This is a genomic window from Acinetobacter sp. AOR12_HL (assembly GCF_027855275.1).
GTDB lineage: Bacteria > Pseudomonadota > Gammaproteobacteria > Pseudomonadales > Moraxellaceae > Acinetobacter > Acinetobacter baumannii.
On the sequence record NZ_JAKTIJ010000003.1, the window covers coordinates 37,517 to 51,789 of the forward strand.

Here is a 14,273-nt window from a genome sequence, read left to right on the forward strand (position 1 = left end):
ATTTTGACTTTATAACTCCATAGAGAAGAAGAGATGAAAAAACTATTTGTAGCCTTAGGACTTATCATGGGTAGCTTGCATATAAGCTATGCAGAACCAGCTTCAGCTCAACAAGTACCCGGATATTACCATCATCAATTTGGTAATTATCGGATAACTTCCTTGCTCGATGGCACTATTTATCTAGATCCGAAATTGTTTAAAAATTTAAGTCCGGCTGAAAAAACTAAAATTTTAACGAAATATGCTGCTGTAAATGAGAAGGGGATTCAGACTTCAGTAAATGCCTTTTTGGTTGATGATGGTAAAAGTTTGACGCTTGTTGACAGTGGAGCTGCGAGTTGTTTTGGTCCACAGTTAGGTTCAATTGCTAAAAATCTTGAATTAGCGGGCTATCAACTTGCCAATGTGAAAACTGTTTTATTGACCCACTTACATCCAGACCATGTGTGCGGTATTGCTCAAAATGGAAAAGCCGTATTTCCTAATGCAACGATCTATGCTCATGAGCGCGAAGCAGATTATTGGTTAAATCCAGCAAATGAAAAAACTGTACCAGCGGATAAAAAAGAAAATTATTTAGGTACTGTTAAAAACGTAAAAGCTGCACTTGCACCTTATCAAGCAAAAAAAGCATTCAAAACCTTTAAAGATGGTGATGTTATTCAAGGTTTTGAAGTGATTAATACACAAGGGCACACACCGGGACACCATAGCTTCCGTTTGAAGAGTAAAGGGCAACAAATTGTCTTTGTTGGTGATATTGTCCACTCACATTCTTTACAGTTTGATGCTCCAAAAACTGGGGTAGATTTTGATGTAAATTCAGAGCAGGCAATTAATACTCGTTTAAAAATATTTGCTGAAATTTCAAATAAGCAACAATGGGTAGCTGCCCCGCATTTACCATTCCCGGGAATTGGTCATGTGTATAAAGTGAATGCTGAGCAGTATCAGTGGATTCCTTTATATTTTAATAACAGTCTTGATAAATAAAAAAACAGGGCATTCATTGCCCTGTTTTTTTATGAAGATTGAGTTATTTTGCAGCTTTTTCAAAATTAGTGACAGCTTCACGACCGAGTGCTGGGTCATCTGTAAAGACGCCATCAACACCTGCCTTGAAATAGGCTTCAAACTCTTTTAACGCACCAGTTGGACAACGTTCAGCAGGTTTATCTGGGCTGCACTTTAACGGCGCTGGTAAGAAGTTGTTTTCTGGTCGGAAAGTATAAGGATGTACTTTTAAGCCAGCCGTATGTGCATCAGAAATAAACGTACTAGTTTTATATGAGCCATCATTATTAAAGGTCAGTATGTAACCTTTACTTGGTCCTACACCATTTGCATATTTGGCAACATCTTTTAACCCTTGTGCTGTGGCTAAATCAGCATAAGTTTTAGTGTCACCAGACTCTACGAAGTCTGCTGGTCGAGATGTTTTTGAGTCGTATAGCTGAATAATTTGTGCATGTTTAAGCGTCTTATGAAGGTCAAGCTCCCTTTTTAAATCTTTTAGATTCTGAACTTCAAAAGACTGTAAATAGACAGGTGCAATATCACGTGTATATTTATATTTGGCTAAGGTTTTTAGAAGAGTATCTTCCATTGCCAGATTTTGATTTTTAAAATAAGTCGGATGTTTCGTCTCAATATATAAGCCTATAATTTTCCCCGTCTTTTTATAGTTAGCTTCGGCAAGCTCAATGATTTGTTCTAGAGTTGGGACAGGGTAAAGGTCATTATAAGCTGTGTTGGCTGGTCGAAACTCAGGAATACGTTCACGCGCTTTAAGTTGCTGCAATTCACTTAAAGTAAAGTCTTCCGTGAACCAACCGGTTAAGTCGACGCCATCAATATTTTTTGTTTTTTTACGGTCTGCAAACTGACTTAAAGTGCTTACATTGGTTGTTCCACCAATCTCATTTTCATGGCGGGCAACTAATACGCCATCTTTTGTAGAGACTAGATCCGGTTCAATGAAATCTGCGCCGTCATCAATCGCTTTTTGATATGAAGCTAAAGTATGTTCAGGACGTAAAGCGCTAGCGCCACGGTGTCCTACTACTAAAATTTTAGGAAGTTGATATTCTGGCATGGTTGGCGTCGTTTCAGTTTTATCGTCATCATTACAACCAACCAAGCTAATTAAACTTAAGCATAAAAGTGCTTTTCTAAACATAATTCTACTCATATTGTTTTAGTTGAAACGACTCAAGTTTCAGGGCTTTGTTTGACATGATCATGAAGAATTCATGAATTTTAAGTGACACTCGTTAACTGGTTTTTTATTGGTTTGTTGGAAATATTCAATCACGCTTTGTTTTTGTCTTAATTACATTTATTGTTTAATTCTACTTGTCTTTTTTATACCGCTCGTTGATCATCACAAGGTCTCGAAGCGGCATTTACTTCTGTTAATTAACGACATCATACCGAGCAGCCATGCTATCTAAATTTTTTATTCAACGCCCCATTTTTGCCAATGTATTGGCGATCATTGTTATGGCTTTCGGTATTTTTTCGGTCATGAATTTGCCTGTAGAACGGTATCCAGACATTGCTCCACCTAAAATTACTGTGTCGGCCAACTATAGTGGTGCAGATGCACAAACGGTTGAGCAAAGTGTTACTCAAATTTTAGAACAGCAAATACAAGGGATTGATCACTTACTCTATTTTAGTTCATCAAGTGACTCATCTGGACGTAGTCGAATTACTATAAGTTTTGATAACGGAACAAATCCGGATACTGCTCAGGTCCAAGTACAAAATAGTATTAGTGGTGTCATACGTCGCTTACCGGATGAAGTTCAACGCCAAGGTGTTACGGTAAGTAAGTCACTGGGTGACACTTTTATGGTAATTGGCTTATATGACTCGACTGGTAAAACAGGAAACATTGAGCTATCGGACTATTTAACTACGCATGTGGTAGATAACCTGAACCGTATTGAAGGGGTGGGTGAAACTGATGTATTTGGTTCACAATATGCCATGCGTATCTGGTTAAATCCGGATAAATTAAAGCAATATAATTTAATGCCAAGTGATGTAGCGAATGCAATCACCGCACAAAATACTCAAGTCGCCGCAGGGGCAATTGGTGATTTACCCGTAATCGACGGTCAATATTTAAATACAAAAGTCACAGCAGGTTCTCGCTTAAAAACAGTTGAGGATTTTAAAAATATTGTCGTGAAGTCGAATAAAACGGCGAGTTATGTGTATTTAAAAGATATTGCCAGAGTTGAGTTAGGTGCAGAAAACTATCAGTCTTTTAACACTATTAATGGCTATCCTGCCGCAGGTTTGGGTATTTCTTTATCTTCAGGTGCAAATGCAATTCAGACCTCTAAGCTCATCCACCAAACTCTAGATCAGCTTACAACGAAACTACCAGCGGGTTATAAAATCGTTTATCCACGAGATAATACGCCCTTTGTTCAAGAGTCAATTAAGGAAGTAGTAAAGACTCTGGTAGAGGCGATTATTCTGGTTATTTTGGTCATGTTCCTGTTCTTACAAAGCTGGCGTGCTACGCTCATTCCGAGTATTACCGTTCCAGTTGTGATTTTAGGAACTTTCGCTGTCTTATATGTGCTTGGTTTTAGTATTAACACCTTAACGTTATTTGCGCTGGTACTCGCGATTGGTTTGCTGGTCGATGATGCGATCGTAGTCGTGGAAAACGTTGAGCGGCTCATGCATGAACAGCACTTATCTCCTAAAGAAGCTGCTATTGAGTCGATGGGGGAAATTAGTGGTGCCTTAGTCGGAATTACATTGGTTTTAACTGCTGTTTTTATTCCAATGTCCTTTTTAGGCGGTTCAATTGGCGTGATTTACCGTCAGTTTTCTATTACTTTAGTTGCCGCTATGGCGTTGTCGCTTATTGTTGCGCTCATTTTAACACCGGCTTTATGTGCATTAATTTTAAAACCAAACCCTCAACCTCAGCGTTGGGCCGTATGGTTTAACCAAAAGATTGAGCAACTTAAAAATCAATATATCAAGCTTGTTCAGACGAGTATTCATTACAGTAAATCAGTTATTGTGATTTTTGTGGCTTTAATTGCCGTTTTTACGCTGTTCTATAACGGTTTAAAAAGCGGTTTTATTCCTAAAGAAGACCAAGGAATTTTAAGTGTTCAAATTAAGCTCGTAGACAGCGCACCAATTTCTCAAAGCCAGAAAATTGGTGAGCAAGTCCGCCAATATTTCTTAACTCAAGAAGATAAAAATGTAGATTTGGTTTTAATCCGCTATGGACGAAATTATTCGGGCACAGGACAAAACTTGGCGCAAGGGTTTATTGCTCTAAAACCGTGGGATGTCCGAACAGGAAAAGAAAACTCGGCTGAGGCTATACAAAAGCGTGCCATGAAATACTTTAGCCATTTTAATAATGCACAGATTAATGTGACTTTACCTGCCTCAGTTAATGGCTTAGGTCAAACAGATGGTCTGGATTTATGGATTCAGGATTTGAATGGGCAAGGGCAAGATTTTCTAGATAGTACCTTCCGCCAATTGCAGGCTCAAAGTAAAAATTATTCAACTTTCGAAAACTTTGATAAGCAGTCAACCAATAGTAAGGCAAATCTTAATATTAAGATTGACCAGAAACAGGCACTAGCAAATGGACTACAGCTATCGGCAATTAATAATACTTTATCTAGCGCATGGGGCGGAACTTATGTAAATGACTTTATTGATCGGGGCCGTATTAAACGTGTCATGATTCAAGGTGATGCCGAGTTTAGATCTAAACCGGAAGATTTATATAACTGGTCTGTACGTAATGACCAAAATGAAATGGTTCCCTTTAGTTCATTTGCCAACTTTAGCTGGGGCGGGGCGCCGGAAATTGTAAAACGCTATATGGGATATAGTGCTTTACAACTACAAGCAGATGTTGCGAGTGGCAGCAGTTCTGGCCAAGCGATGAAAGATGTAGAACAACTTGTTAACCAACAAAAAGATATTGGTTTAGCGTGGACAGGTTTATCTTTTGAAGAACAGAAGTCGACTAATCAGGCCGTGTGGTTATATTTAATTTCGGCTGGATTTATTTTCTTATGTTTAGCTGCTTTATATGAAAGCTTAAGTATTCCCGCCGCCGTAATGACATCTATTCCGCTTGGTGTAGGAGGAAGTGTGATTTTCTCTTATATTTTTGGTTTGCCAAATGACGTGTATTTCCAAATTGCGCTATTAACGACTATTGGTTTGTCATGTAAAAACGCCATTTTAATTGTTGAGTTCGCGGCCTTAGCGCAAGAAAAAGGTAAGAATGCCATTCAGGCAGCCTTAGAAGGTGCGAGCTTACGATTAAGACCGATTCTAATGACCTCTTTAGCCTTTGGTGCAGGCGTAATTCCACTTGTGTTTGCTCAAGGTGCTGGTGCGGTTAGTCGTCAAGAGATTGGTATTAGTATTTTAGGTGGCGTGATGTTTGGTACTGTGCTGGTTCTGTTTTTTATTCCGGTCATGTACGTATTATTACGTTCACTGTTTAAATCGAAAGCTTCAACCTAAAAGTAAACAATTTAAAAACGGGCATCAAATCAAGTATATTAAGATTAACTTTTCTTCTTATATTTGATTTTGATGCCTCAAGAAAAAAAATTAACACAGCAGCAGGTTATCGCCCTAGAACGGGATCTTGCCAAGTTCGCAACCATGATGGATAGTGCGGTCCGTATTCCTTTTACAAAGCAGGGTATTGGTGCTGATGCTGCCTTAAGTACTATTCCAATTGCCGGTGATGTCGCTGGGTTCGCACTGACGTGTTATGCCATTTATAAGGCTAAACAAATAGGTGTGCCTCAGCATAAGCTCACTCCAGTGATCAAACTTGCTGTAGTCGATGCCGTAGTCGGTTTTGTTCCAGTTGCAGGGACTATTTTCGATATTTTTATACGTCCCAGTCGAAAAGCATTAGATGTGGTGCATACGCATATACGTGAAGAATATGCGATCCAAAGTGATATTCATGTCGTTCATCCGTATTTACATGAAAAGCTCGAAAAGAAGCAACAACAGTCGGCATTCTGGCGTAACCCTGTTGTGAGTTGGTTATGGTTGCACATACCCGATTTATTAGGTGCGTTTGTACTGCTATTAATTGGCTTAGCTGTGTGGTGGGGTGCAAGTTACCTTTGGGGACTTTATCAAACTATGTAATCAAAAAAATAAAGCCTCCATTTGGAGGCTTTATTTTTACATTAAACGTTTTATGGACAATCTAATTGGTGTAGAGCTGCCACACGTTGTTCAATTGTAGGGTGAGTTTGGAACAATGCAGCTAAACTAAAGCCTTGTTCTTTACCTTCCGCAATTGCGAACGCTTTCATTTCTTTTGGCATTTGGTCAGGTAACTCTGTTTCAGCTTGCAAACGTAATAAAGCAGAAATCATCGCTTGTTTACCAGCTAAACGCGCACCGGCTTCATCTGCACGGTATTCACGGTAACGAGAGAACCACATCACAATGGCAGAGGCAAGAATACCGAACACGATATCTAGAACCATTGTAATGATGAAATAACCCATACCTGGGGCTTCATTGTCTTGACGACCAAAGACATTACGGTCAATAAAGTCACCTACTACACGAGCAAAGAACATAACGAAGGCGTTTACTACACCTTGAATGAGTGCGAGTGTAACCATGTCACCATTTGCAACGTGGCCGATCTCGTGCGCGAGTACAGCACGTAGCTCATCTTTGTTCATACGCTCAAGTAGACCGCTTGAAACGGCAACTAAGGCATCATTTTTATTCCAGCCTGTTGCAAAGGCATTAGACTGATATGAAGGGAAGATACCAACTTCTGGCATATTAATACCAGCACGTTGAGAAAGTTCAGCGACTGTTTGCAATAACCAGCTTTCAGCTTGGTTACGAGGAGCATTTGGGTCAATCAGTTCTGTACCAGTAGTTTTCTTAGCCATCCATTTGGACATGAATAGAGAGACTAAAGAGCCCACCATACCGAACACAAAACAGATGACTAAAAGGTTGCCTAGATTTAAGCCACCCGCGCCATGGTAACTACCGACACCGAAGAGTGACAAAATAATGCCAGCTACAACCAGTACCGCGAGGTTGGTAAGCAAAAACAAACCAATCCGCATCATTGAGAAAATCCTCTTATAAATAAAATATTATCTGATTTATAAATTATAAATCACTCAGCTAATATGCGGCGCTTAGGGGAAAAATTCAAGAAAAAAATAAGGAATCAATACATTCTTTGCGATCTAAGAATGTATTTAAATTAAACAAGTTATTAGAAGGCCCCTCTGAACACGACAGTGGGGGTAATAGATCATTACAATTTTTTGACAATAGAACCCGCTAAATAAATAACCGTAAGGTATAAGGCCTTTTAAGCTTACTCAATCCGGATATGTGCAATAGCAGTTGCATTATTGGTGACATAAGTTCCCGTAGGTGCGTCTGTATATGTACCATCTGGCAATGTCACGATTTGGCGCGAGGAAGAATACTTAATAGGCTGAGCAGAGACTTGCGTAGAGGTACTGTGCGGTATGGCTGGCTGGTTTATCGCTTGGGCAGAAATACTTGAATTGCTAAAAGAAGAAAGGCCTACACCAGAAGAATATAAGTTTTGGTAGCGGCTTGTGACTCGGCGAACATAATCTTGGGTTTCACGGAATGGGGGAATACCGCCATATTTATCGACGTTTCCTTCTCCTGCATTATAAGCGGCAAGGGCCATTTGCGTATTACCGTTAAAACGTTTGAGCAACCAACTTAAATATTTAGCACCAGCGAAGATATTTTGCTGAGGATCATAAGCGTTAGATACGTTAAAGCGACGAGCAGTAGCCGGCATAAGCTGCATTAAACCTTGGGCGCCAACCGGAGAGCGGGCATTTACGTTAAAGCCAGACTCGGTATGCATAACGGCTTTGATTAATCCTTCCGAAACGCCGTGCTGTTGTGCCGCCTGCTTAATAATATGGTCAAAAGCATTTTTGTTTTTGCTATAGCTTGGTAGAACCGAAGCCTCTGAAGTCCCCCAGTTGCTATAACTATGAATATTACTATCCGGGTAGTAGGTGACTTTTACTTTTTTGAGTGAATGGTCATAACTTTTACGGTTAGTCAGTAAAGTACTGCCGTTTTTGTCTTGGTAAATGTACATCTGACCTGCTGAAGTCGGCGTTATACCTACCGAAAAAGTGGTCATCCCCAGTAAACAAGAAAAAAGATATTGAACCGAATTTTTCATTTTATGTTATTCACAATTTTAGGGTCTCAAAACTTGTCAAAGAGTTTATCAAAAAATATTACTTAAAGAAGTTTTGTGTAATTTTTTTTATTTTGACTCTTTGAAAAAATCAAGCAGTTTTGCTCGAATGATCATCAAAAAAAATTAAAAAAAATTTTTAAAATGATTCTATTGACTTGAATAACTATTTGAAAAATAAGGGTAAAAATCATTGGTTAAAAAATGATCAATTTAAATAAAACCCTTAACAGAAGGTCAAAACAGTTTGTCAAGTATTAAGAAATCCACAATTTTATCCACAGGTTTTGTGGAAAACTGTGGAAAAGTCCAAAAAGTAAGCATTTTGCGCAAAAAATGAACTCATCGGTCAAAATGGCGCACTGCTTTTGCAGCATGCCTGAGCATTATGACGACTTCAAGAATTGAAACTATTCTTTTGATGCGATTCTCATCCGAATCATATAAAATTGCGCGGTATTTTTATTTATGGGTATATCTCGTCTATGTACGCGCCAGTTGAGTCCAACGAAGGATTTAATTTTAAGCCTGAACTTCCAACAAGCTCGGCCTATTATCGTTTGCTTAAGAAGCTTCGCCGTCAAGTTGGACATGCCATCCGTGACTTCAATATGATTGAAGATGGTGACAAGGTCATGGTGTGTGTGTCTGGTGGTAAAGACAGTTATACCTTGCTCGACATTTTGTTGCAGTTCAAACGTATTGCACCAATCAATTTTGATATTGTTGCGGTTAACCTTGACCAAAAGCAGCCGGGTTTCCCTGAAGATGTCTTACCACGTTATATGGAAGAAAATAACATTCCGTATTACATTTTGGAAAAAGACACTTACAGCATTACCAAACGTTTAACTCCTGAAGGTAAAACGTACTGTGCTGTGTGTTCACGTTTACGCCGTGGCTCGCTTTATGGCTTTGCTCAAGAAATTGGTGCAACCAAAGTTGCGCTAGGGCATCACCGTGATGACATTATTGCTACTTTCTTCTTGAACTTATTCCATGGCGGTAGCTTAAAGGCAATGCCACCTAAGCTTTTATCGTCGGATAAGAAAAATATTTTGATTCGTCCTTTGGCTTATGTTGAAGAAAAGGACATTATCAAATATGCAGAGTTACGTAAGTTCCCGATTATTCCGTGTAACCTTTGTGGTTCACAAGAGAACTTACAACGTGCCATGATCAATGAAATGCTTCGTGAATGGGACAAACAGTATCCAAAACGTTTACACAGCATTTTTGGTGCGTTACAGAACGTTTCACCTTCACAACTTGCTGACCGTGATTTGTTCGATTTCGAAGTTCTTGACTCGCAGCGCGAATTAGACTTTAAAGATCCAGAAGAACTGAAAAAACGTTTAGATGTAGTGAACTTAAGCTTTGCTGCTGAATAAAACGAATTAATAAGTCAATTGAAGGCACTTTATAAACAAGTGCCTTTAATGTATCAAAATACTAAAAAATGAATGTTCCGTACAAAAAGTCATAGCTCAACCTTAAAATTACATGCTATAACAACGCTCAAGCAGAAGTGCTTCACACGATGTTGTCTGGATAGGCAACACTAGAGAAATTGAACAAATAAATTTGAGGAAGAATCATGCCTGCATTTTTAACTGATGATTGGTTTGCGACTGTCGAAAAATTAACTGCTGAAGCAGGTGATCTTAATTTGCCACCAGCTCTTGCGAATTTGGCAATTAATTTAGTAGTTACAGATGCTTCTGGAAATACCGAATTAGCGTTAGATGGGGGTAAAATCCAAAAAGGTTTGTCTTCAAATGCCAAAACTACATTAAACATGGATGCTGAAACTTTACGTAAAGTATTCCTTGAGTTTGATATGGCAGCTGCTATGCAGGCATTCATGACTGGTAAAATAAAAGTTCAAGGCGATATGTCTCAGTTAATGGCTTTACAAACAGCTAAACCAAGCCAAGAACAAAAAGATTTGTTCAAAAAAGTATTAGAGCAAACCGCTTAAACTGAAAAAGAATTCATATAAAAAGCTTACCCGAGAGGTAAGCTTTTTATTTATACAAACAATGAATTTATCAACTTTTAGATGATAAAAACTAGATATTAATTCGCGTTTGTGCCGTTTTAATGTGCTCAAGATAAGCACGTATACGAGTCACATACTGAACTGCTTGTTTGTATCGACCATTGCGAGTTTTGTTACTCTGCAAATAATTATAGAGATTAACCCATTGGTTCGGGTCTTTCCCTTGGGCTTGCAAGCGCTTTTGAATCTGGTTCACTGCACCCGGTCCCATATTGTAAGCCACAAGCGCATACCAGTTGCGATCTGGGAAAGGAATATCATCATACTCACTTAACATGAGATCATAATATTTCGCACCGCCCTGAATACTCTGTGCTGGATCGTTACGGTTACTCACACCCATTGCCCGAGCTGTACTATTGGTTAACATCATTAACCCACGTACACCTGTTGGTGAAACAGACTCCGGTTTTAGGTACGATTCTTGATAACCAATCGCTGCAAGCAAATGCCAGTCTAAATCGTACTGAGCAGCACTTTGTTTAAAGCTTGCTTTGTAAATCGGTATACGTGCACTTAAGTCACGTTGAATCGTAGACCAAGCTTCTGGTTTTACAACATTACGGTTATAAAAAGAAGCAAGTTGGTGAGTTAGACCATTTTGTTTGCTTTGACAAACAAAACCGCTTGCTGTTTGTGTAAGCGGATCATCTGCTTGTTTAAACACCCAGCTTAGATTCGGATTTAATCCATTTTTTTGCAAATTTACGATATCACCACAACTTGCAGAAAAAGACATTAAACCTTTGTTCTCGATTGAACTTAAGCTTGCGGTTGTCATGGCAAGATTTGCCTTACCTTGCTGAACCCACTTAAGCGCCGTGGCATTATCTGTCACGATTTTGAAGTCCAACTTTACATTTAAGCTTTGTGCATAGTTACGCGCTAAGTCATAACCGAAGCCGTGTAAAAACTGGTCTTCTTTAAAAACAGTCGTTGGGCTTTCTACAGCAACCACTGTTAATGTGTTTGTGTTAACTACAGTATTGTACTGTAGGGTTTTTCCTGCATTGATACTATGAAAGGGAAAAAACATAGTGCTGAGCGCAAGAACTTTCAATGGGAGAGAAGAAAATAAAGAGCTAAGGCCAAGCCTCGACCCAGAACTTGAATTACTGTGCATGTTGTCTCCGCTACAGGTAATTTATGCCCTAAAAGTCAGACAAAAAGCTGCCATAACTTCTAAAAGTTGATAAATTCAATAAGGGGTGGGCAGTCATGACGTCATTCAAAATGACATGAAATGAAAAAAGCAAACTGTGTAGAAAATCTACATAGTTTTTGAGTGGGTTAAAAAATACTCAACATTTAAGATGCGCGCATCATAATATTGAAAAAAAGTATTGTCAAATTTTGTACAATTAAATATCCGATATATCATCATAACAACATGAATTTATTAAGGAAGAAAATTTATACACTTCTGATGTGAGAAAATAGGGTATAAAATGCTACATCTTGTAACCCTTATGTTGTTAATCAGTGGTTTTTAATCATGAAATCTAACTTAATCACTCGGTCAGGCCATGACAAATTAGTTGCTGAATTAAAACAACTTTGGCATGAAGAAAGACCAGAAATTACGAAAAAAGTAAATTGGGCTGCAAGCCTCGGTGACCGTAGTGAGAATGCAGATTATCAATATAACAAGCAGCTCCTTAGAAAAATTGATCGACGAGTACGCTACTTAGGAAAGCGTTTAGAAGAGTTAAAAATTGTTGATTACTCACCTGAGCAAGAAGGCAAAGTTTACTTTGGTGCTTGGGTCGACATTGAAAATGAAGAAGGGGAGCAAAAAACTTTACGAATTGTCGGGGTAGATGAAATTTATGATCACCATCCTCAGCATATTTCAATTGAGTCACCTATGGCACGTGCACTCTTGAGTAAAGAAGTCGATGATGAAGTAGAAGTACACACGCCTTTGGGCAAAAAGCTGTGGTATATCAATGCAATTCGCTATGAAAAACCTAAAAATGATGAAATTTAGATAGATTTGTTTTTATTTTGAGCGTTTGAATTAAAAATTAAATAAAAGATTTGCCAACTTGCATTTTTGTTTATATTATAGCGCTCGTTGGAAGCGTGGCAGAGCGGTTTAATGCACCGGTCTTGAAAACCGACGAGGGTGTGAGTCCTCCGTGAGTTCGAATCTCACCGCTTCCGCCAAATTCAAGTTTCTGACACTGTTTAACACTATATAAGTTTATGATTTATAAGGTTAAAGTTGGAAATATACGATATGACAAGCCGTGACGCACTACGCCAATCGGTAGTTATAAAGTAGTAAAAAATGCAGTAAGATTATTTCTTACTGCATTTTTTTATGTCTGAATTATGGCGACTCGTGGAATCAATAAGCTTAGTGCTTTACAAGTTAAAAAAGCTAAACCTGATCCTGACAAGATGTATAAGCTGTCTGATGGGGGAAACCTGTACCTGCGTATTGATCAGAGTGGTAGCAAGTACTGGATATTCAATTACACACGTCCATTTTTAGCCAAACGTAATGATTTATCTTTAGGTACTTATCCTGAAGTTTCACTGGATGATGCTCGCACTATTCGTGATGAATATAAGAAGCTCATTAAGCAGGGCATCGATCCAGCAATGGAGCGGATTGAAACCAAGTCCCAGAAACAGAAAGAAGCAGAAAATACCTTTCGTATTGTTGCTGAAGCATGGCTATATAAACGTGAGCTAGAGCAAAAACAGGATGAAGAGACGATCCGTCGTTTAAAGCACGATGTCTATCCCTATATTGGTGATTTAACCTTTCCACAGCTTACCTTGGAAATTCTTGAGATTAAGGTCTTTAAGCGCATTATTGAACGTGGTGCATTGTCAGTTGCCAAACGCCTAAAATCGGACTTGAACCAGATATTTAAGTCAGCACGTAAAAAGAAGCTGATTCAATACAATCCTATTGAGGATATTGAACTGCCCAAACCACAGGGTGGGAACTTTGCAGCCGTGACAGAGGAGCAGGAACTAGCTCCAATGCTCAATAAAATTTGGAACTACTCCAAACTTTATCCACGTTGTTCACATATCACACAAGTGGCGTTAAAAATCTCCGTGTTGACCTTTCAGCGACCTGGGGAGATACGCAAGCTGAAAAAGGAGTATTTCTATTGTGAAGAAAGATGCTTTAAATTTACAGCTAGTAAAACCAAGCAGCTTCATATTGTACCATTGTCAGATCAGGCCTTTGACTTAATTGATTCAATTATTGATCTGCACCCATACAGTGAATACATTTTCGTGGGTCGGGATGGTAAAACTTTTATTTCTGATAATACGATTAACTCAGCGTTAAAACGCTTGGGCTATGCTGGGAAGCAAACGGCACATGGATTACGTGCAACCGCACGAACCATGTTGGATGAAATATTAGAACAACGTGTAGACTTTATTGAGCATCAATTGGCACATAAAGTAAAAGATAATAATGGTACAGCCTACAATCGAACCAAATTTTTAAACAATCGTCGGGAGATGATGCAGGAGTGGGCGAATTACCTAGAATCATTGCTGGATCAGCAACAGTAAAAAGATGAAAATCCAATGATAAAAAAATAGCCTGTCAAACGACAGGCTATTTAATTTATGCTGCTTTAAGCTCTTTGAGTTCAAGCCATTCAATAATCTGGCTTTCAGCCCATGTGGGCATACTTGCTGTTAAATAGGTAGGTTCAGGAAAATCACCCCGACGAATCATTTTCCAGAAGGTGGATTCTGCAATATTCAATATCCCTTTGGTTGCAGGCTTATAAGATAGCTTTCGTCTGCGACCACCACGATCTACATAGTCCTTGGCAGGGCGTTCAGGGTAGTTGACTAAGTCTTTGACACGATAATGCTGTTCTATCATTTTCCACCTCTAGGATTTTATACACATAAATATTAACAGTATGAAAGTATTGA

Annotated in this window: 12 protein-coding genes and 1 tRNA gene; 8 read left to right on the top strand and 5 right to left on the bottom strand. The window is 38.8% G+C overall.

Going from position 1 to position 14,273, the window contains the following annotated elements; genetic code table 11:
- The first annotated feature begins 33 nt into the window (after positions 1–33).
- The gene (locus MKL36_RS00435) at positions 34–996 is read left to right on the top strand and encodes an MBL fold metallo-hydrolase (protein ID WP_000732901.1); all 963 of its coding nucleotides are present in this window, start codon (positions 34–36) and stop codon (positions 994–996) included.
- Positions 997–1,039: 43 nt separating this feature from the next.
- Here the strand turns inward: MKL36_RS00435 and MKL36_RS00440 are convergent, their stop codons facing one another.
- Positions 1,040–2,182, bottom strand: coding sequence for a glycerophosphodiester phosphodiesterase (locus MKL36_RS00440; protein WP_021510652.1), 1,143 nt, complete (start codon positions 2,180–2,182; stop codon positions 1,040–1,042).
- 263 nt (positions 2,183–2,445) lie between these two features.
- On the opposite strand from MKL36_RS00440, the gene MKL36_RS00445 reads away from it, so the two are divergent.
- Positions 2,446–5,541, top strand: a complete 3,096-nt coding sequence (locus MKL36_RS00445) for a multidrug efflux RND transporter permease subunit (protein WP_000949247.1) — start codon at positions 2,446–2,448, stop codon at positions 5,539–5,541.
- Between the two features lie 72 nt (positions 5,542–5,613).
- Positions 5,614–6,189, top strand: coding sequence for a DUF4112 domain-containing protein (locus MKL36_RS00450; protein WP_001135457.1), 576 nt, complete (start codon positions 5,614–5,616; stop codon positions 6,187–6,189).
- A gap of 50 nt (positions 6,190–6,239) precedes the next feature.
- Here MKL36_RS00450 and htpX read toward each other — a convergent pair whose 3' ends face one another.
- Positions 6,240–7,145: a protease HtpX gene (htpX, locus tag MKL36_RS00455; protein WP_000984535.1), complete on the bottom strand. Its 906-nt coding sequence runs from the start codon at positions 7,143–7,145 to the stop codon at positions 6,240–6,242.
- A 257-nt stretch (positions 7,146–7,402) separates the two neighbouring features.
- Positions 7,403–8,266, bottom strand: a complete 864-nt coding sequence (locus MKL36_RS00460; RefSeq protein ID WP_000798650.1) for a lytic transglycosylase domain-containing protein — start codon at positions 8,264–8,266, stop codon at positions 7,403–7,405.
- Between the two features lie 503 nt (positions 8,267–8,769).
- Between MKL36_RS00460 and ttcA the strand changes: the two genes are divergently transcribed.
- Positions 8,770–9,675 (top strand): tRNA 2-thiocytidine(32) synthetase TtcA, encoded by a 906-nt coding sequence (gene ttcA, locus MKL36_RS00465; RefSeq protein ID WP_000271249.1) that lies wholly within the window; start codon positions 8,770–8,772, stop codon positions 9,673–9,675.
- A gap of 206 nt (positions 9,676–9,881) precedes the next feature.
- Complete coding sequence (locus MKL36_RS00470) at positions 9,882–10,265, top strand: SCP2 sterol-binding domain-containing protein (RefSeq protein ID WP_001110719.1); 384 nt, start codon at positions 9,882–9,884, stop codon at positions 10,263–10,265.
- 91 nt (positions 10,266–10,356) lie between these two features.
- Here MKL36_RS00470 and MKL36_RS00475 read toward each other — a convergent pair whose 3' ends face one another.
- Complete coding sequence (locus tag MKL36_RS00475; protein ID WP_021510650.1) at positions 10,357–11,469, bottom strand: transglycosylase SLT domain-containing protein; 1,113 nt, start codon at positions 11,467–11,469, stop codon at positions 10,357–10,359.
- 372 nt (positions 11,470–11,841) lie between these two features.
- Between MKL36_RS00475 and greB the strand changes: the two genes are divergently transcribed.
- The 3 genes from greB to MKL36_RS00490 all read left to right on the top strand — a co-directional run bounded on the left by greB (position 11,842) and on the right by MKL36_RS00490 (position 13,898).
- Complete coding sequence (greB, locus tag MKL36_RS00480) at positions 11,842–12,336, top strand: transcription elongation factor GreB (RefSeq protein ID WP_000841361.1); 495 nt, start codon at positions 11,842–11,844, stop codon at positions 12,334–12,336.
- Positions 12,337–12,425: 89 nt separating this feature from the next.
- Positions 12,426–12,515 (top strand) — tRNA-Ser (locus tag MKL36_RS00485).
- 168 nt (positions 12,516–12,683) lie between these two features.
- A complete protein-coding gene (locus tag MKL36_RS00490) occupies positions 12,684–13,898 on the top strand; it encodes a tyrosine-type recombinase/integrase (protein WP_000235462.1) in 1,215 nt (404 codons plus the stop codon).
- A 55-nt stretch (positions 13,899–13,953) separates the two neighbouring features.
- Here MKL36_RS00490 and MKL36_RS00495 read toward each other — a convergent pair whose 3' ends face one another.
- Positions 13,954–14,220, bottom strand: coding sequence for a helix-turn-helix transcriptional regulator (locus MKL36_RS00495; protein WP_000572501.1), 267 nt, complete (start codon positions 14,218–14,220; stop codon positions 13,954–13,956).
- Positions 14,221–14,273: the final 53 nt, after the last annotated feature.

Bases quoted from the DNA above. Each gene is read 5' to 3' on its own strand.
- MKL36_RS00435 (WP_000732901.1), top strand. From the start codon at position 34: ATGAAAAAACTATTTGTAGCCTTAGGACTTATCATGGGTAGCTTGCAT.
- MKL36_RS00440 (WP_021510652.1), bottom strand. From the start codon at position 2,182: ATGTTTAGAAAAGCACTTTTATGCTTAAGTTTAATTAGCTTGGTTGGT.
- MKL36_RS00445 (WP_000949247.1), top strand. From the start codon at position 2,446: ATGCTATCTAAATTTTTTATTCAACGCCCCATTTTTGCCAATGTATTG.
- MKL36_RS00450 (WP_001135457.1), top strand. From the start codon at position 5,614: ATGCCTCAAGAAAAAAAATTAACACAGCAGCAGGTTATCGCCCTAGAA.
- htpX (WP_000984535.1), bottom strand. From the start codon at position 7,145: ATGATGCGGATTGGTTTGTTTTTGCTTACCAACCTCGCGGTACTGGTT.
- MKL36_RS00460 (WP_000798650.1), bottom strand. From the start codon at position 8,266: ATGAAAAATTCGGTTCAATATCTTTTTTCTTGTTTACTGGGGATGACC.
- ttcA (WP_000271249.1), top strand. From the start codon at position 8,770: ATGTACGCGCCAGTTGAGTCCAACGAAGGATTTAATTTTAAGCCTGAA.
- MKL36_RS00470 (WP_001110719.1), top strand. From the start codon at position 9,882: ATGCCTGCATTTTTAACTGATGATTGGTTTGCGACTGTCGAAAAATTA.
- MKL36_RS00475 (WP_021510650.1), bottom strand. From the start codon at position 11,469: ATGCACAGTAATTCAAGTTCTGGGTCGAGGCTTGGCCTTAGCTCTTTA.
- greB (WP_000841361.1), top strand. From the start codon at position 11,842: ATGAAATCTAACTTAATCACTCGGTCAGGCCATGACAAATTAGTTGCT.
- MKL36_RS00490 (WP_000235462.1), top strand. From the start codon at position 12,684: ATGGCGACTCGTGGAATCAATAAGCTTAGTGCTTTACAAGTTAAAAAA.
- MKL36_RS00495 (WP_000572501.1), bottom strand. From the start codon at position 14,220: ATGATAGAACAGCATTATCGTGTCAAAGACTTAGTCAACTACCCTGAA.